Raw genomic sequence first — 17,934 nt, forward strand, 5'->3', positions numbered from 1 at the left:
AAGATTTGTGAATGTAAAAGGGTGTTCCTGCAACCGTTCGTGGTTGGGGAACACCCTTTTTTACGTCGTGTTAGGCTGTCAAAAGCCTTTTGGTTAGCCCTTTGTTTAGTCCGAGCGTTTGGACACGAGATATACCAGCTCCAGCGTCAGGATCGGTAGAAAGACAGAAGCCGGATAGGCCAGATAACGCGGCTCCCATTGCGGCTTGAACTTATCCTTAAAGCGCCGAAGCCCCTGAAAGCCGTAAAAATGTCCCCCGTATTGAAAAACAAGTCGAGCCAGCTTTTCCTCGCGCAATGCCTTTTCGCTTTGCCCTACCTGGGACAGCGGTGCCATTCCCAGATTAAATGTCGTATATCCACTCTCCTTGGCCCACTCAATGACCCGTGTGAATAAATAATCCATCGTGCCATTTGGCGTGTCAGGCAAGTGGCGCATCAGGTCAATGGAGACCGTCCGTCCATGATCATAGGCAGGGGCCATCGTAGCGAAAGCGATAACTTTTCCTTCAGAGTCCTTTAGCAATGCAATCGGCGCCAACTGAAGATAGGGCTCTTTGAACCAACCGAGTGAATATCCCTTCTCCTTGCGCCCGTCCAGCCAAATATTCGAAACATGTCGCATCTCCTCAATCAGTGACGCCTCTAGAGGCGGTTGGATGATTTCGAATGAGTAGCCATCGCGGTCAAAGCGGTTTTTGGCGCTGCGTAGCGCTTGATTGCTTTTGCCCGTCAGTGTAAAGGATTCCAGCGGCACCAGTGCTTCCTCGCCCAGTTTGAAAAAGCGATAGCCGTTCTCGTGATAGATGGACAAATACTCCGGTGATGCCTGATAAAATACAGCCGTTAACGCATACCGATCTGCGAACCGCTGAAATTCCTGAATCGCTTCACTCACGCGTTCTTTTGGACCGAGTGGGTCACCTAATACAATCAGTTTGTCCCGACTGCGAGCATAGGGAATGACGACCTGTTCATTTTTGGTCCAATACAGATATTTATCGCCCAGAAAAAGCATGTGGGAAACGAGATTACCACCCTGTCGTTCCAAAAATTCTTTTAGCTTATCGAGCTCCTGTGCGTCGGGTAGATTGCTGATACCACGCTGAGGTCGAAGAAAGAAATACACCGTCAGGAAAACCCATGCCAAAATCAGACTAAACACGGCAGTAACTCCGTAATCGCTGCGGTTCATAAAAAAGTCCAGATGGACCTTGGCGTGCAAATGGCGCATAAACGGAGTATTGGAGCCTGCCCCAATGATAAAATAAGCCCCAGTTACGAGTAGAGATAATCCGCCCCATATTAAAATATTGTGCCGATTCAGTGGTGCACTGACCCGATAAAACCGCGAGCGCGAGATCCATAGCATTAACGCCACGAATAGTAGGAATAAGGCTTCTTCAAAATCCAGACCTTTAATGAAGGTGAAAATGGCGCCGGCCAGCAGCAGTATCAATGTCAGTCGTAATGCTCTGCGAATACGCAGAGAGATTCCGTGGGACAGGACGACAAGCATAATCCCGATGATGACTGAGATTTCATGCGACAAGCGCATGACGGGCAGGCTGAGCAAATGCTCAGCAAAACGGAGCCGATATAACAGACCTGGCGTAGCTGCCGACAAAAGAAGCACCACGCCGGAGATGAGTACCAGCTTACCAAGCGCCCATACTCCTAGATCTGCCAAAAACCGGAATTGACCAGGCCAGCCCCATACCTTCTGCCACGCATTAAGGGAGTAGTCCCAGCCGGTCTCAGCTAGCTGATTCAGGCGCTCGTTACGCGGAATCATTTCCAGCGCGGCTAATACCAATCCGATGAGCCACGGGATGATGTAATAAAAGACACGAAAGACCAGCAGCACAGCCAGTGCCCGATCTGAGTTGGCTCCCGCCATTTGCAGCCCGAGCAGGGCAATGATGTCGAATGCACCGACCCCTCCGGGTGCAAGACTGATCAACCCGGCAATCGCGGCTATTACATAAATGCCGAACACAGCATGCATCGGCAGTTCATGGAGCAAGTGCGAGCCGATCCATGCAAAGGTAAGGCCAGCTAGCAGCCATTCCAGCAGGGAAGCACTGATGGAAGCGGAGATGGTGGACCAGGAAAGCTGTCCTTCTCCCTTGTTGAACCATGTGGAGTACCGTTTGGAGCGCTGCATGATCAGAAATAGCGGCAGGTACAATGCCATTCCCCACAGCGCCCAATGAAGCCAAGGATGAGCATCCAGTACAGGCTGTACCGGATACAAATGGACAATGGCTCCCCAAGCCAGCAAAGATAGTCCGGTAATGACGACTGGCGAAAGAAACACGACCGCAGAGGTGATGACACCCAACGGCACCCCGCTTTTTTTATACAGCACTGTGCGAAGTCCCGCTCCTGTAAAGCCTGCAAAACCAAAGACATTATTGAAGGTATTGGAGATCCAGGCATAGCGAAATGTCGTTCCAGGCTTGACCTGAAGCTTGAAATGATGCCTGATTACGTAATCGTATGCGCTCATAGCCGCCACGGCAGCTAGTGAGAACAAGCCAATCTCGATCAGAAAGGTGGCATCCATTCGCCGCAGCTCATGAAGCATACGCGCCAGATTAAAGTCTTTTAGTTCTCGTCCGGCCTCCCATATAATAAAAGCCAGTACAGCCAGTGGTAGCAGAATACGTGTCAATCGTTGCCTGTAGACGGTCATCACGAACTGTACGATTTTAAAGGATTGAATCGGTTTGTGATTAGATTTCATAGATTCACCTGCTTGGAAAAGAATGAGATGTACACGGAATGAAGTGCTTAGATTTCATGCCCGATGAACATTACTATATATTATACCTGTAATAATCGTTTGAATAACAACAGAAGGGTTACGAAATGGGGTTTCAGTTTGATTGCTGTAAATAATTCCAATATAATGATGGAAAACCTAGTGAATTGCTTGGCAATGGAGCTGAACTGGACATGAGTATATGGGATCGTAATCTTTTTATACGTCGCCTGGAGCTGATATGGCCTCCAGATGCTGACAAGAGCCAATATCCGTTTAACTTAAAAGCCTTACACCAGTGGAATGAACTTAAATTCCATCCTTCCGTTACCTATATTATTGGAGAAAACGGTGTAGGTAAATCGACGCTTATGGAGGCAATCGCGGTCGCGTGGGGATTTAATCCAGAGGGCGGTACTAAAAATTTTAATTTTTCTACACAAGCCACGCATTCCTCACTGCATGAGCATATCCGGCTGGTGAGAGGGATAGAAAAGCCGAGGGATGGCTTCTTTTTCCGGGCGGAAAGCTACTATAATGTGGCGACTCATATCGACGAGCTGGATCGCGAAGGAGGAGGGCGACCGATTCGAAATTCCTACGGGGGTAAATCGCTGCATGAGCAGTCGCATGGCGAGTCTTTTTTTGCTGCCTTTGTGCATCGGTTTGGAGGACAAGGATTGTATATTTTGGATGAACCGGAGGCTGCGTTATCGCCTTTGCGCCAGATGGCCATGCTTGCACGGATTCACGAGCTGGTGCAGCAGGGCTCACAGTTTATCATTTCTACTCATTCCCCCATTTTGATGGCGTATCCAGATTCCATCTTGTATCATCTGACACATGAAGGGATCGACATCCGGACACTGGAGGAAACCGATCATTTTATCATCACCAAGCAATTTCTGAATAACAAGGAAAAGATGATACAGGAGCTATTCGAAGATCCACAATAGGGATCGTAGGGACCGCCAGACCGTTCCAGAAATTCACCCTGGTCGTTCGTATGAGAGGGACAACATCGCCATTTCAGGTTGTTCCTTTTTGCTGTCCTGTCAAAGGAAAGATTCAGGGTTATCGGAAGTATTTTATGATTGTTATTTGTCTCTCGCTCTATTAATATAATGAAGAGTTTTGCTGAAATGGTTGCAAAATAAGATTTTCGTATACGAAATAAAGAACCTGAGGAGGACAAAACGCAACATGTCAGATTCACAACAGTTGAAAATGGGACCGCTGGTCATTTTGATGATTAATATGTTTATTGCCATGCTGGGAATTGGCCTCATTATTCCGATCCTCCCTAAGTTTATGAGCTCCTTGGGAGGCAGTGGTGAAACGGGTGGTTATTTGGTTGCTGTGTTTGGCTTAACCCAATTCCTGTTTTCGCCGCTAGCGGGGGAATGGTCCGATAAATACGGACGTAAAAAAATGATTATTATCGGTTTGGTAATCATGACGGCTTCTTCTGTATTGTTTGCGATTGGGGAATCGTTGACCACATTGTATATCTCCCGTTTACTGGGTGGTGCAGGGGCAGCCTTTATGATTCCTCCGATGATGGCCTATATTGCTGACATTACAACGGTCCACAATCGCGGTAGAGGAATGGGGCTGTTGGGTGCCGCCATGTCTCTTGGCTTTGTGATCGGTCCTGGTGTGGGCGGTTTGCTGGCAGATATTTCGATTCGTACGCCCTTGTATGTTTCGGCGGCCGTATCGGGCGTAGCTGCACTGATTTCCTTGATTATGCTACCCGAAACCTTATCGCTGGAAAAACAGTTGAAGTTTCGGAATGTCAAGGCCAAACGGGACAATGTGATTAAACAGTTTGCCCTTTCTTTCCGCAAGCCTTACTTTATGCTGCTGATTATGATATTCACGTTAACCTTTGGACTGACACATTTTGAAACGATGTTTCCTTTCTTTGTGACGGGGAAGTTTCATTATAATGAGCGTGATATTGCTATCATTATTACCGTAGGTGCACTGGTCGGAACCGTGATTCAAGCTGTGGTAATCAGTCCGATGTTAAACCGTTTTGGCGAAAAAGGTGTCATCATCGGTTCCTTTCTGTTTTCGGCGATTTCCCTTGTGCTTATGCTGCTCTCTGGCAACTTTTATTATGTACTCGGGGTATCGCTCATCTTCTTTACCGCTACGTCGTTGCTTCGGCCAGCCATTAATACTGCTTTATCCAAAATGGCGGGGGATGAGCAGGGAGTTGCAGCTGGCATGAACAATGCTTATATGAGTATTGGTAATATTCTAGGACCTGCGCTTGCGGGTACATTGTTCGAGGTGCATATCAATTTGCCATACATTTTTGGGGCAGCCATTCTCATTCTTAGTTTGGGTCTGGCTGTAAAATGGAAAAGCAGAGATACGCAAACCACAGCGGTTTAATGTTGTTCTTTTCGTGAAATTAGTCTCTTTTGGTGTGAACTGTGACGTTCTTGTGAACCGCAGATGGCGCCGAAGGAGGCTATTTTTTTTGCATACATCGCGAAACGTTAATGAAACGACAGAATCTTGGGTAATAATGCATGATGAGTTTACAACAAGACAAAAAGTAGAGCTAAAAGCCAGATAATATGTAAAAAAACAGCTAGAAGGAGATGAGAGCCGATGGAAGAGCGGAATGAGCAGTTATTTTATACAGGAACTTATGCGTCTCGTCAGGAAAGAGGAATATATGTATGTGCTTTGCGTGTGACCAATGGTGATCTGCGCATTGTTGGAGGTGTGGAAGGAATGGAGAGGCCTTCTTTTCTCGCTCTACACCCGGATGGGACGAAGCTGTATGCTGCCAGTGAAACAGAAGGAGGCGAGTTGTATGCGTATCAGGTGAATGCCCAGACGGGGGAATTACATCCTTTGGATCGAAAAGGGACGGAGGGAGCGCATACTTGCTATGTTTCCGTAACAACCGATGGACGATATGTGCTGGCTTCTAACTATTCAGGCAGCAATGCCGTTGTGTTCCTTGCGACGGAAGCAGGAGGATTAGGAGACATGTCGGGGCAAGTTCAGCATACCGGCTCAGGTATTCGCCAGGACCGCCAGGATGCGGCACATCCGCATTCGATTATTCCAGATCCTTCAGGACAGTATGCCATGGTATGTGATCTGGGACTGGACCAGATTGTGGTATACCGTTTGACAGAGGATGGAAAACTGGTGACCCATCGTGAGACAGATTTGCCACCCGGTTCTGGACCGCGTCATCTGGTTTTTCATCCTTCGCGTCCATATGCTTTTGTCGCCAATGAGTTGAACAATACAGTCGCTGTGTTTAGTTATAACGAACGTAATGGTGAGCTTACATTGCTGCAAAGCCTGTCCACACTGCCAGAAGGCATTATAGATGTAGAAAATACAGCAGCCGATATTCGGATTACGCCCTGTGGACGCTTTTTGTATGTGTCAAACCGCGGCCATGATAGCATCGTGCTATACCATGTCGATCTGGACAGCGGCAAGCTGAAGACGGTTGAATGGGTGGAAACCTTCGGCAGCACACCGCGTAACTTCAACATCTTGTCCGGTTATCTGGTAGTAGCGAATCAGGATGGAAACAACATCGTATCTTTTGCCATCCATAGTGAGGATGGACGGCTGACCCGAACGGGATATGTGCTGGAGGTTCCTTCACCTGTATGTATTGAACCTGTTCGCTAATCGGATAGCATGTGGCAAAAGAGTACGATATAAGTGGATGAAAAATAAAACACGGCGCTTTGTTTCCCATGAAAGGCATGGGCCAAACGCCGTGTTCAGGTCTTGAAGTGGTCTAAAAGCTATTTGCTGCTATCGCCAGCTTCTACCGCTACTGTTTTGGCATGATTTTCTGTATGTTTGTAGTACAAACGGAACAGGATATCCTGATTGTAGTTACCGAATCCGGTACCGAACAGGGTAACCCCTCCAACATGCTGGGCATCATCCAATATGGCAATGCGGAATTTCCATTGCTTCTGATCAATTAGCACTTGGCTTAAAGTCACGTCGGATATCTGCTTGCCATCCATAAAGGTACCTTCGGAGGTAACGCGAAGTCTTTTAAGGAGACCATATTGATTGATAAAATCAGGCCACCATGCAGGTGTGTATTTACCACGGTTATCCCCGAAATCCCCTGGGCTGGTCCATGTACCCAAATTCACATCATTTAGGAAAAAAGTGATATCTGAAGGCCAATTATCATTGGTAAAAGGGGCCTCGGATGATAGTTCCATCGAAATTTCCAGTTCCTCAGCTTTTTGGCTGGACAGTAGGAAATTCGGCACCTTATAATCCATATATCCCTGGCTAAACCACAGAATTTTGGAATTGAAGCGCTCAGGGTCCAAGAATGAACGAGGCTCATCGAATTCACCAATGATCTTTTCGACGGTAGCCAGTCCGCAGGTCGCCTGTATTTCAAAATCTGTAAAGTGTCCGACAGAAATCTCCGTCTGATGGAATTGTCGTACATCCTGCTGGTAGCGTGGCATGGCGATTTCAATTTTGTCTGTAGCCAGTGAGCACACTTTCTGTACCCCGCCTCGTCCAGGCAGCATTTTGGTCGAAATAATGGACGCTCTCTCCAGTTTCTTGACATGCATCGTCATAATCGCACTGCTGAGCCCCAACGCTTCCGCCAGCTCACGTATATTCATAGGCTTCTCCGCAAGCAGAACAATCATGTTTAGCCGAACCTCACTGGCCAGCGCTTCATATACGGGAAGTGATTTTTCAGAAATGTCCAGTTGCATAGTTCCTCCAATTCTAACGCACATCATAAATTGATGGTAGTTTAACATATATGGATTTTTTTCAATAATCATACATAAAAAACGATATGATTTACATTTATATAAACAATATACCCTTTCCTTGATCACTGGCACAAGCCTAACCCCTCAAAAAGCCGGAAATTGTTCAAAAAACAGGACACCCCATGAACTCTTTCTTTGTTGTTGGGATGTCCTGTGATGGTATGTGATTTGCAGGGTGGATACAGGGTAGAGTCAAGTGCCTTTGGTGCTTAGGACCGGATATGTCCTTCTGCCAAAGAAGAGCCAGCCGTTTTATCTTTATCTGCTGCGTGTACATCCTGATGTTGAGAAGCATCTGCCTTGATCAAGCCGGGGTGACCAACATAAGGACGATCGCTGCGCGAGCGGCCTCGGGTAAGTCGGAAGCCAATCAAGAACAGCACAAGCTGCACAGCCAGTATGTAGGGAGACGCTTCCGGTCCGATCCATTGAAACAGAGCGACAGCGGCGATTACCATGCACAACAGGCTTGTTGGAAAATGGGATGCCGTCACGTCCAGATCATTTTGCCTGCGCAGGGTCATCAGCCGGTATACATACAGTAGGGCGATCAAGCCGGAAACGAACCTCATCCATGCATACCCTATGAGCCATGAGGCAGATTGTGCAGTGTCGGGCAGACTAACATCGACATGGCTGGAGGCTATCAGTTCCACAACCAGCCTTGAGACCAACCAGACGATTCCTGCCAGCGCCAACGGACCAGCTGCTGGACGTAATAGCTTCCACAATGCTGTTCCCCAGCCCGGAGCATGAGATTCCAGCAGAACAAGACGCCGTTCCTCGATGAGTTTGTTCATTTCACGCTCCAGTGATTTGAGAAGCAATTCTCTGCGGAACGTATCACATTCCCGAAGGGATGCTTGAACCTGCTCTTGAAGGTGAGGGGTCAAATAGGGAGCAGCTTTGGTTTCCTGAAGAGCGTGGATGAGTCCGTTCTGGTACTGCTTTTCGCTGTTATTGAACCCATTCTGGGTAGCGGTTTGGAGACAACCAGCTAATCGTCCATAGATACGCAGCGATTCCTGTAATTCTTCCAGCCGCTGCTGACGCGAATTTCGAAGCTGGGCTGCACTGTGAACATACAGCCATACCAGCAAAGATAACGCCAGCAGGAAGGCAATCAGACCGGGTGAGATATATGCGACTAACGCCGCGAAGTCCGTCGGGGACACCCGCAATCCCTCCTTCCATTGTTCTTTCTACACTATTGCACAGACTACACAGGCATTTCAAGGGCTTGTATACCTTTGACCAGGATATATGAAGTATTTTTTGGTAAAATAGACAAGATACAAGCAGGAGGGTAGATTCGGTATGGATAAAAATATAAAAATTGCAACAGAAGATCATGAGACATCGAATCGATATCTTGCACGGGTTTAAGCTGGAGATAAAACGGATAAATAACAGTAAGTAAATTATAGACAGGAAGAAGGCATATTTATATGAAAGTTATTATTTTTGGAGCAACTGGAACCATTGGTCAAGCGTTAGTAAAGGAAGCAATCAAGCGCAAGTATGAAGTGACAGCAGCGGTCCGCGACCCCCAACGTGTGACGGAGCGAAGTGAATACTTGACGGTGGTTCAAGCAGATATTCTAAATCCGAATTCCGTTACGGAAGTGGCCAAAGGGCACGATGCTATCATTAGCGCGTACGGTCCCAAGTTTGGAGAAGAGGAAGAACTGCTCGAAGCGACTCGTTCTTTGCTGGAAGGAACCCGGCGTTCCGGCGCGGAGCGCATACTTGTCGTTGGCGGAGCGGGAAGTCTGAAAACAGAAAACGGTGAACGCCTCATGGATACCGCCGAGTTTCCGGAGGAAGTGAAGCCGCTGGCGGCTGCCCATGCAGATGCACTGGAGCTGTACCGCGCTGCGGATGTAGACTGGACCTATTGTAGTCCTGCCGGAATGATTGAATCGGGAAAACGTACAGGACAGTTCCGTATTGGCTTGGATCATTTGGTGGTTGACGAATTAGGCCATAGCCGTATCTCGGTCGAAGATTATGCGGTAGCCCTGATTGATGAGTTAGTAGAAGGGGAATTTGTCAATTCCCGTTTTACAGTCGGGTATTAATAAGCAGGGATAGCCATATGGGAGGCGAAAAGCATGTATATGGTGACCGCCGAAGAAATGCGGCAATTGGATCGGTACACAATTGACAGGCTGGGTATCCCGGCCCTTACGTTGATGGAAAATGCCGGGTGCGCGGTAGCTGACGAGGTATTGAAGCTACGTGCCGAGAGAAGTGGGAAGAGCAATGGCGGCTTCTCAGTAGGCACTTCTGATCTAACACGTGGGATTGAGCGTGCTGAAGTGTTAGGGCCGCAGTGGGCAGAAGAGGTTACACACACAGGGCCGGGGGATATACCGGGACATGGCGGTGTTATACGGACAGAGTCGTGGAGTCAAGGACGACATGACTTACGGGAACGAGAACACTGGTATATCCTCGTAGGTAAAGGCAACAACGGTGGTGACGGACTGGTAGCGGCCCGCCATCTAACGGATGCAGGGCTGCGTGTCACCGTTGTGTACGTCGAGCCGCCAGACACGCTGCGCGGTGAAGCGGCTGCGCAGCGCGATATCATCGCGGCTCTGGGAATCCCGTCTGTCCTCTATGGGCGGGATTCCCTCGACCTGTGCGGCGCTTCTGGCATCGTCGATGCCCTGCTGGGTACGGGCACGCAAGGCCCGCCGCGCGAACCCTACGCCTCGCTGATCCGCGAGGCCAATGCCAGCGGCGTGCCGCTCGTGTCGGTAGACGTGCCTAGCGGCCTCGACGCCGACACAGGTGCGCTGCACGAGCCGTGCATTCGTGCGCGCGTCACCGTATGCCTCGCCTACTTGAAGCGTGGGCTCGTCCAATATCCGGGCGCCGGGACTGCAGGCGATGTGGTGGTACGCTACATCGGTATTCCACCCGGCCTTGCACGTGAGTGTGGCGTGCAGCTGCGGCTCTTGAACCGTGACACGCTGCGCGCTGCACTGGATGTGGATGTAAGCCGCAGCCGCGTGCCGGACGGGCACAAGGGCACCTACGGCCATGTTCTCGTCGCGGCCGGAAGCCTGCGCATGAGCGGCGCGGGCTTGCTGGCCGCACGTGCCGCTCTGCGCATCGGCAGCGGCCTTGTCACGTGGGCGGTGCCCGAGGCGTTGTTGCCGCGCGTCATTGGCGCCGCGCCGGAACTGATGCTCGCTGCCGCAGCAGCAGGCGGAGACGGCGAATGGAATGCCGACTCCGCAGACGAGCTGCTACAGCTCGCGCAGGCACGTGATGTGCTGGCCGTCGGCCCCGGCCTCGGCCGCTTTGCAGGGGACACCGGCTGGCTGCGCCGCCTGTGGGAAGAATACGGCGGTCCGCTCGTGCTTGATGCGGACGCCTTGAACATCCTCGCCTCGGCGGGGCCTGAGCTGGAGGCTTGGAAGCCGAGAAGTGCGGCGGTCGTACTAACGCCGCACCCCGGTGAAATGGCTCGTCTGCTGGGCATACCGACAGCAGAGGTGCAGCGTGACCGCATCACCCATGCCCGGGAGTACGCCCGAACACGTGGGGTCACGCTGGTGCTCAAAGGAGCGCGTACCGTCATCGCTTGTCCTGACGGAACAGCCTACGTCAATACCACAGGCCATGCTGGGATGGCGACAGGCGGTGCGGGCGATGTGCTGACAGGCATCATCGCAGGTTTGCTGGCCCAGGGCTTGAATGCTTCGCAGGCAGCAGCCTTTGGCGTGTATCTGCATGGTGCGGCTGGAGAAACAGCCGCACGTCATCGCCAGCATCCTGCCTCTGTGATAGCTGGCGACATTATTGAAGCTCTATAGGCCATAGCAGCAGTGGCAGGAGGAAGGCCAGCATGATCTGTAATCCATATTCACGGTTCAGCCAGTACCTTCCTCCATAATACAGGAGTGTAATCCCTGCACCTGCTATGCCGTTGCTCCATGAAATGCCCGTTCCGGCAGGCGACATCAAAGAACCTAGCAGGAGAAAGACACTGAATCCTGCAGCGAGGTATAGGGTGAGCTGCTCGGGCTTACGAAGCCAGGGTAAAAGATCGCGTAGCGCATCAGCGGCAAGAGCGGCAGGAAGGGCAAAACCATAGGCCCACAGCTGCGCGGTCAGTTCACCACTATTGCCTGCTATAGTCAGAGGAATTCCTGTTATTTCCTCTGTCAGATAGCAGTAGACCCATAAGAGACCAAAAACCAATCCTCCACAGGCCAGTTTATTCAGCGCATAACAACCAAGCTCCATCCGCCAAGGCATTTTGGAATTAAATTCATTCCAAGGCTGTCTCATGTTGCGACTCCTCCTCTTATCACACTCGGTATTCATAACCAATCAAGGAATTTATTTTCAATTACAATCCGCTTACCGTTTACGACACTTCAGTTTACGTTAGCTGTGTATCATGTTCCTAAGCAAAATAAAGATTGCGGATAGCCGCGGTACGGAAAGGCGGGGATTGCATGATACAGGCGGTTATTTTTAATCTCGAAAGTACATTGTTAGACCCCGGAGGACGAGGCTTAACCCAGGGAATGCGTGACATTTTCAGATGGAAAGGTATACAGGTAACTGAAGAACAGGTGTCTCATGGGCGAGGAATGCCGATCCGGGATCATATTGCGAATGTGCTGGGACTTTCAGAGGTTCGGAAAAAATGGCTGGAGTGCTTTGGTGCGCATCCTGGCAGAGCGGATATTGAGCATATTTATCTTGAGCTTGTCCCTGTTCTCCGCTCCTTGATCCAAGGGGCTGAGCCTGCTATCGGTATAGACAGGGCGCTGCAGGAGTTGCAGGATCGTCGCATTCAGTCAGGCGCCACTGCATCCTGTCCGATGGAAATGCTCAGTCACAAGTTTACGCCTGCACAGTCACCCTATACGTTGGATTGTATGGTAGCCCCTTGTGAAGTTTCGCAGGGGAGGCCTTATCCGTGGATGATCTATGAAATTGCACATCGCTTGCAGGTATTCCCACTTAGCGATATTGTGAAAGTAGGAGATACAGTAGCCGATATGCAAGAGGGACGGAACGCCGGTGTATGGACGATTGGTGTGTTGAACCATAACGAAAGCGTGACGACCGCAGCTCAAACGACCAGCCATGAAGCGGATGACAGAGTGGCTGAGGAACGGCGCAGACAGAGTGTATATGGTTTGAAAAGGGCAGGAGCCCACATCGTGATGAACTCGGTCGCTGACTTGCCGCGTATTTTGCGTGAAATCGAAATGCTCCAGCATACGGGAGGCTATCCTTCTTATACGAAACAGGTGAAAACAGCCGCGCTACCTCCATCATAAGAACAGGTATGAGTCTGGAGTGCTTGAATACACACTTCTAGGTTATATGTATGCACCTACTCGGATAAAGGTGAACTCTGCTTGGCTTTCAAAACATAAAAATGGAGCACTAGCTACGTTTGCGAATGCTCCATTTTAGTTTACTCCTTTTTGTCTGTTGAACTGAAGAATTTATGCGATCTGAATAACTTGAACACCCCAGGCTAATCCTGCGCCGAAGCCAGCCAGGACGACAATATCACCAGCTTGAATTCGCTGCTGTTCCATAGCTTCCGCGAGCGCAATGGGAATAGAAGCAGCTGACGTATTTCCGTATTTTTCGATATTTATAAAGAACTTATCCAGTGGAATTTTCAACTTAACTGCCGCATGTTCAATGATTCGGATATTGGCCTGATGCGGAATGATCAAAGCAATATCATCTATGCTTAATCTTAATTCCTCCATAACTTTAGTCAGCATAGATTCCAGAATGCGCACCCCAAACTTGAAAACCTCTCGTCCATGCATTGTAATAGGCCCTGTGACGGGGGAGATCAGCATGTCTGCTCCACGTTCTTCCGAGCCAAGCAAGGAAAAAGACGAGAAAGCACCGGGATGAGATTGAAGGACAACAGCACCTGCTCCATCTCCAAATAAAACGGCGGTATTACGGTCCTGCCAATCTACGATTTTGGAGAACTTGTCTGCTCCAATCACCAGGACGTTGTGGTATGCACCCGCCTTCATCATGTCACTGCTGATCGAGAGGGCATATACAAAACCGGAGCAGGCTGCCGATAAGTCGAATGCAGGTGCGCGGCTTCCTAGCTTTTGCTTGACCAACATGGCCGTGGAAGGGAAAGCATAGTCAGGGGTGGACGTTGCCACTACAATAAGATCCACATCTTCCGATGATAATTGAGCACGGTGTAAAGCATGAGTTGCAGCCAGGACGGCAAGATCAGAGGTTTCTGCGGATGCTTCTGCGATATATCGCTGACGGATACCTGTTCGCTGAATGATCCATTCATCGGATGTATCCAGAGATGCGGCTAATTCCAAATTGGTGAATAGTGATGCCGGTACATAGAATCCTGCACCCGTAATAATAATGCCGTTGGGCTTGAGAGCTGATTGCATGAACGTTTCCCTCCAATAAAATAATCACACAAAAGACCGTAAAGACCAAAAAAACCAAAAAACGATATGGATAAAAATATAACACAAGCCAATTAAAAAGGAAATATGTAAAAGAGCAGCCCGCTGTGTGAGAATCAATAATCATTATGAGGCTTGCTTATATGGGTATTCAGTGCTAATATTTAGACACAAAAAACCCAAAAACGAATTCAAAGAGAATTACACAGGGAGGTTACAACGCTATCGTGTCACTTACTAAACGCCGACTGCAATTTTTGCATACATTAGTGGAACTGTACCAAAAAACAAAACTACCTATTCATTATGAGGCCTTGGCTAAATCATTAGGGGTTAGTAAGTGGACGGCCTATGACATGCTGAAAGAAATTGAAAAGCTCGGGTTTATTACGCGCAGCTATGAGGTGAATACCAAGGTAACCGGACGTTCACAGGTTGTATTTGTACCTACAGATAAAGCTTCGGATTTGTTCAACCAGTCCCGGAATGAATTAGTGGATCTGGTGGATTGGAAAAAAACCGTCGAGAATATCTCGGGACTGCTCAAGGATTTGAACAATACAGGTCCCAATGAGGCGGTCCGAAAAATTTGGGCTGAAATTCCTGAAGCCAGTGTCAGAATCAATTTTTGCGCCTATATTATAGGGCTGCTTTTGATGTACTTGAAGAAGCTGGGAGGTAAAAGAGGTCCCTGGATTCAGCGGATTGTCCTTACAGCGCCAAGCAAGGAAATGGGCATGACCATGTTTGTTGGCACTGTGTTGGGTATGGCCTTACAAACGATGAACGATGAACTAGGCCTTGAAATTACGGAGCTGGTTTCCCGTTTTCTGCAATCCATTTCGGATCTTTCTGACGAGGAAAAAGGGTTGCTTTCCGATTTTCTAAGCGAGGCTTTTCATTTTTGAATATAACAGGAATGAGTCATTTGTGAGGAGAGGAAGCGGGCCTCCTTACGTTTAGTTTTTGGGTCTTTTGTGTGTTTGGACGCATGCAGTAAATACATGTAAAGGGGTTGCGTATATGCCGAAGGTAGGATTGGTTTTGGGTGGGGGAGCAGTCAGAGGACTTGCTCATTTGGGGGTACTGAGAGCGTTCGAAAGACACGGGATTCAGGTCGATTGTATCGTCGGTACGAGTATGGGCGGCATTGTTGGCGGACTTTATGCGGCGGGTGTTCCTACGGATGCTCTATTGGATTGTATTAAAAAGACACCTAAATACCGCCTGTTGGATATCGGCATACGCCATCGTGGTTTAATTGGCGGTAACAGCATGAATACGGTGGTGAATGAGCTACTGCAGCAGTATGGACAGCATACGCAGAAGATTGAGGATCTTCTTATCCGTTTTGAAGCTGTTTCTGTCGATTTACTGGAAGGCAAGCAATTCATTTTTGAACAAGGTGATTTGGTGACAGCACTGCGGGCTACGATGGCGTTTCCTGGCTTATTCGCTCCTGTGATGCATGAAGGCAAGATGCTGGTCGACGGAGGGGTATTAAACAATTTGCCTGTAGAAGAGATGAGTCGGGAAGCAGATTGTTTAGTAATTGCTGTTGATGTGGCACGGGGACATGAAAAGAAGCCGCCGCGAAATATGGTGGAAGTTGTATACCGCTCTTACAGCTTGATGACCGCCGAACGAAAGCATAATAGTCTCCGGCTAGCAGACGTTGTTATTCGCCCTGAAGTCGGACATATTGCGGCGTTTGATTTTACAAAATGGCCTGAATGCGTCGAGGCTGGCGAGGAAGCGGCTGAATGCATCATGGATGAACTGAAGCCGCAAATAGCCAATCATGGGCAATCAGCACAGATGCATGTTTAGTATGTAAAGAAAAGAAGTGCCTCTTAGTCGACACGCACGCATAGATCATCTGCCACTGATCCGCTCCAGACACATCTTGTATTCATCTGTTGAAAACGCAAATGACCCGTAAAAGAAACGCTTTTTCAAAGGTTCATCTTACGAGTCACAATTCATCATGCATGGGTAATCCCTTTTTTACTATTCAGCGTTTTTCACCCGGAACTGGTCAGCATGTCGCTGCAGATTGTTTGATAGTGTGGTCAGATTGCGGGCTACTTCGGATAGTTCTTTTACCGCTAGGGCCTGCTTCTGAGCGCTTGCTGATACATCTTCTGTCATTCCGGCAGTCTGCTGTGCCGCGCTGGCTGTGTGATTTAAATGTTGATCTACGCTGTGACGTACCTCTTGCATCTCTGCCGTCAATTGAGCCAGATGTGCAGCTAACTCCTGAACTTCCTGTGAAACCTGGGTGACTTTGTCAACAGACTGTAGACATACCGAAATTTGTACTTCTTGTTCATTGACGGTCTTTATGTTTTCATCAAATTGATCACCCATTTGCTCAATTTGCTCAACAAAGCTTCTTAAGATTTCATCGATTTCACGAATCGATATGGCGGATTGCTGGGCAAGTTGTCCCATTTCATGAGCGACCACAGAAAAACCCTTGCCAGCTTCGCCTGCACGTGAGGCTTCAATAGATGCATTAAAGGACAAAATCTGCGTCTGCTTTACGATGCCCTGTACCTGCTGACCGATGTTAGCCGCCTCGCGGGATTTTTCGGTTAACGCGTGTGACATGCGCTGCATCTGCTTGATACGCAAGGCGCTTTCTCGTCCTTTCTCTAATAACAGTTCATGCTCACTAGCTACCTGATTACGAACCTCATTGAGATGATGGGCCGTATCCGTAAATTGTTGCACATGGCTTCCGACTTCATCCAGCGTTTGTCCTAATCGATCAGATTGTTGAACCGATTCCACCGCTTGATCCGCTTGGTTAATAGAGACATCGGCAATTTGCTGGAGTGTACGGGACAGTTCCTCAGTCTGGTGGAGTGTTCCTTCCGTTGTCACGACGATATTCTCCGATGCGTGCTGGAGTGTGCTTGAACTGCTTTGAATATCCACAATCATATTCGACATGGCTTCCACCATTTTGTTCGTCAATTTGCTGATTTCGCCTAACTGATCATATGTTACTTGCGACGATGTAACCGTAAGGTTGCCGTCGGCTACTTGCTCCAGTGTATTTTTAATAAATCTCACCTGACGCAGTATCCGTCGGGTTACCAGCATCATAGCCGCAATTGAGATGATCAGAATGATGGAGATAACAGGGATAACTAATCGGTAGGCCTCGGGCAAGGTATGTTCGTATACTTCAGTCACAGAGGACAGGGATCTGTCGATTCCCAAATATCCAATGATGGTTCCATCGGTATCCTTAATGGGAGTAAAGGAGGAAAACATCGTCCCCCACTCAGGGTCCGTTGTAATATCTGTAGTTACCGTTTCCCCTTGTTTTAATTTCTCTTCCGTTTCTTTAAGGGTAAAACTTACAGGAGTTCCGAATGGACTGTAGTCTTTGTCGTCCCATGCGGCTCCATCCACTGTAATTTTCCACTCATTTCCAACCCGGTTGTACATATAGATGTACAGGATTCCAGTTTGCAACCTGAGCGTATTTAACTCGTTCCGAAGCTGCTTATACTCGCTGCTTTGCTCAGATGAATTAGTGTTTAAGCTCTTGACTGCGGACTTGTCCAGTAACTGGGCCGTGTTCTTTGCCAGCGTTTCATTGTTTAGCTGCATGGTTGATAGAGAAGCATTTTGGATAGATTGATTGGTCGTCCACAGAACAATAACGCCAATCACTATTAAAGGAATGAGCAAGATGAAGTAGAGTTTGGATTGTAATCCCATTCTTTTTTTAACGCTGCTTTTCATAATATGCTCCTTACTATATTTTTTTCACCTTCATATATATCGTGTACAAATAGGAAAATATGAATAGTAATTCAGATGTTTCATGATTTTTTTTGCGTATTTGCGTAAATTCTCATGAAAAAAGCCTTAGC

General features: G+C 48.5%; 14 protein-coding genes. 8 read left to right on the forward strand and 6 right to left on the reverse strand.

Going from position 1 to position 17,934, the window contains the following annotated elements:
- Positions 1-105: 105 nt before the first annotated feature.
- Positions 106-2,748 carry a bifunctional lysylphosphatidylglycerol flippase/synthetase MprF gene (gene mprF / locus MKY24_RS02475; protein ID WP_023986739.1) on the reverse strand — a complete coding sequence of 881 codons (2,643 nt, stop codon included), beginning with the start codon at positions 2,746-2,748 and terminating at the stop codon, positions 106-108.
- A gap of 212 nt (positions 2,749-2,960) precedes the next feature.
- On the opposite strand from mprF, the gene MKY24_RS02480 reads away from it, so the two are divergent.
- The 3 genes from MKY24_RS02480 to MKY24_RS02490 all read left to right on the forward strand — a co-directional run bounded on the left by MKY24_RS02480 (position 2,961) and on the right by MKY24_RS02490 (position 6,447).
- Positions 2,961-3,722: an AAA family ATPase gene (locus MKY24_RS02480; RefSeq protein WP_339201354.1), complete on the forward strand. Its 762-nt coding sequence runs from the start codon at positions 2,961-2,963 to the stop codon at positions 3,720-3,722.
- 247 nt (positions 3,723-3,969) lie between these two features.
- Positions 3,970-5,172: a tetracycline resistance MFS efflux pump gene (locus MKY24_RS02485; protein WP_028541191.1), complete on the forward strand. Its 1,203-nt coding sequence runs from the start codon at positions 3,970-3,972 to the stop codon at positions 5,170-5,172.
- Positions 5,173-5,394: 222 nt separating this feature from the next.
- The gene (locus MKY24_RS02490; protein WP_339201355.1) at positions 5,395-6,447 is read left to right on the forward strand and encodes a lactonase family protein; all 1,053 of its coding nucleotides are present in this window, start codon (positions 5,395-5,397) and stop codon (positions 6,445-6,447) included.
- A 119-nt stretch (positions 6,448-6,566) separates the two neighbouring features.
- Here MKY24_RS02490 and MKY24_RS02495 read toward each other — a convergent pair whose 3' ends face one another.
- Both MKY24_RS02495 and MKY24_RS02500 read right to left on the reverse strand, forming a co-directional pair.
- Positions 6,567-7,523, reverse strand: coding sequence for an ArsR family transcriptional regulator (locus tag MKY24_RS02495; RefSeq protein ID WP_023986743.1), 957 nt, complete (start codon positions 7,521-7,523; stop codon positions 6,567-6,569).
- A 272-nt stretch (positions 7,524-7,795) separates the two neighbouring features.
- The gene (locus MKY24_RS02500) at positions 7,796-8,761 is read right to left on the reverse strand and encodes a hypothetical protein (RefSeq protein WP_339201356.1); all 966 of its coding nucleotides are present in this window, start codon (positions 8,759-8,761) and stop codon (positions 7,796-7,798) included.
- A 273-nt stretch (positions 8,762-9,034) separates the two neighbouring features.
- Between MKY24_RS02500 and MKY24_RS02505 the strand changes: the two genes are divergently transcribed.
- Both MKY24_RS02505 and MKY24_RS02510 read left to right on the forward strand, forming a co-directional pair.
- On the forward strand, positions 9,035-9,667 hold the full coding sequence (locus MKY24_RS02505; RefSeq protein WP_023986745.1) for an NAD(P)-dependent oxidoreductase: 633 nt from the start codon (positions 9,035-9,037) through the stop codon (positions 9,665-9,667).
- Positions 9,668-9,700: 33 nt separating this feature from the next.
- Positions 9,701-11,416 (forward strand): NAD(P)H-hydrate dehydratase, encoded by a 1,716-nt coding sequence (locus tag MKY24_RS02510; RefSeq protein ID WP_339201357.1) that lies wholly within the window; start codon positions 9,701-9,703, stop codon positions 11,414-11,416.
- Here MKY24_RS02510 and MKY24_RS02515 read toward each other — a convergent pair.
- Positions 11,400-11,894 carry a hypothetical protein gene (locus tag MKY24_RS02515; RefSeq protein WP_339201358.1) on the reverse strand — a complete coding sequence of 165 codons (495 nt, stop codon included), beginning with the start codon at positions 11,892-11,894 and terminating at the stop codon, positions 11,400-11,402. The two genes, MKY24_RS02510 and MKY24_RS02515, sit on opposite strands and share 17 nt — an antisense overlap.
- A 170-nt stretch (positions 11,895-12,064) precedes the next feature.
- Here MKY24_RS02515 and MKY24_RS02520 point away from each other — a divergent pair, with 170 nt between their 5' ends.
- Complete coding sequence (locus MKY24_RS02520; protein ID WP_023986748.1) at positions 12,065-12,901, forward strand: HAD hydrolase-like protein; 837 nt, start codon at positions 12,065-12,067, stop codon at positions 12,899-12,901.
- 171 nt (positions 12,902-13,072) lie between these two features.
- Here MKY24_RS02520 and MKY24_RS02525 read toward each other — a convergent pair whose 3' ends face one another.
- A complete protein-coding gene (locus tag MKY24_RS02525; RefSeq protein ID WP_339201359.1) occupies positions 13,073-14,023 on the reverse strand; it encodes a beta-ketoacyl-ACP synthase III in 951 nt (316 codons plus the stop codon).
- A 245-nt stretch (positions 14,024-14,268) separates the two neighbouring features.
- Between MKY24_RS02525 and MKY24_RS02530 the strand changes: the two genes are divergently transcribed.
- Positions 14,269-14,949, forward strand: coding sequence for a DNA-binding protein (locus tag MKY24_RS02530; protein WP_025723692.1), 681 nt, complete (start codon positions 14,269-14,271; stop codon positions 14,947-14,949).
- A 115-nt stretch (positions 14,950-15,064) separates the two neighbouring features.
- Positions 15,065-15,871 carry a patatin-like phospholipase family protein gene (locus MKY24_RS02535; RefSeq protein ID WP_025723693.1) on the forward strand — a complete coding sequence of 269 codons (807 nt, stop codon included), beginning with the start codon at positions 15,065-15,067 and terminating at the stop codon, positions 15,869-15,871.
- Between the two features lie 180 nt (positions 15,872-16,051).
- Here the strand turns inward: MKY24_RS02535 and MKY24_RS02540 are convergent, their stop codons facing one another.
- On the reverse strand, positions 16,052-17,803 hold the full coding sequence (locus MKY24_RS02540) for a methyl-accepting chemotaxis protein (protein ID WP_023986749.1): 1,752 nt from the start codon (positions 17,801-17,803) through the stop codon (positions 16,052-16,054).
- Positions 17,804-17,934 lie beyond the last annotated feature (131 nt).

Origin of the sequence: Paenibacillus sp. FSL P2-0322 (assembly GCF_037975315.1) — a bacterium.
Taxonomy (GTDB): domain Bacteria; phylum Bacillota; class Bacilli; order Paenibacillales; family Paenibacillaceae; genus Paenibacillus; species Paenibacillus polymyxa_B.

What these genes read in the sequence shown, in the direction of transcription:
- mprF (WP_023986739.1), bottom strand. Translation starts at nt 2,748, where the DNA reads ATGAAATCTAATCACAAACCGATTCAATCCTTTAAAATCGTACAGTTC.
- MKY24_RS02480 (WP_339201354.1), top strand. Translation starts at nt 2,961, where the DNA reads ATGAGTATATGGGATCGTAATCTTTTTATACGTCGCCTGGAGCTGATA.
- MKY24_RS02485 (WP_028541191.1), top strand. Translation starts at nt 3,970, where the DNA reads ATGTCAGATTCACAACAGTTGAAAATGGGACCGCTGGTCATTTTGATG.
- MKY24_RS02490 (WP_339201355.1), top strand. Translation starts at nt 5,395, where the DNA reads ATGGAAGAGCGGAATGAGCAGTTATTTTATACAGGAACTTATGCGTCT.
- MKY24_RS02495 (WP_023986743.1), bottom strand. Translation starts at nt 7,523, where the DNA reads ATGCAACTGGACATTTCTGAAAAATCACTTCCCGTATATGAAGCGCTG.
- MKY24_RS02505 (WP_023986745.1), top strand. Translation starts at nt 9,035, where the DNA reads ATGAAAGTTATTATTTTTGGAGCAACTGGAACCATTGGTCAAGCGTTA.
- MKY24_RS02510 (WP_339201357.1), top strand. Translation starts at nt 9,701, where the DNA reads ATGTATATGGTGACCGCCGAAGAAATGCGGCAATTGGATCGGTACACA.
- MKY24_RS02515 (WP_339201358.1), bottom strand. Translation starts at nt 11,894, where the DNA reads ATGAGACAGCCTTGGAATGAATTTAATTCCAAAATGCCTTGGCGGATG.
- MKY24_RS02520 (WP_023986748.1), top strand. Translation starts at nt 12,065, where the DNA reads ATGATACAGGCGGTTATTTTTAATCTCGAAAGTACATTGTTAGACCCC.
- MKY24_RS02525 (WP_339201359.1), bottom strand. Translation starts at nt 14,023, where the DNA reads ATGCAATCAGCTCTCAAGCCCAACGGCATTATTATTACGGGTGCAGGA.
- MKY24_RS02535 (WP_025723693.1), top strand. Translation starts at nt 15,065, where the DNA reads ATGCCGAAGGTAGGATTGGTTTTGGGTGGGGGAGCAGTCAGAGGACTT.
- MKY24_RS02540 (WP_023986749.1), bottom strand. Translation starts at nt 17,803, where the DNA reads ATGAAAAGCAGCGTTAAAAAAAGAATGGGATTACAATCCAAACTCTAC.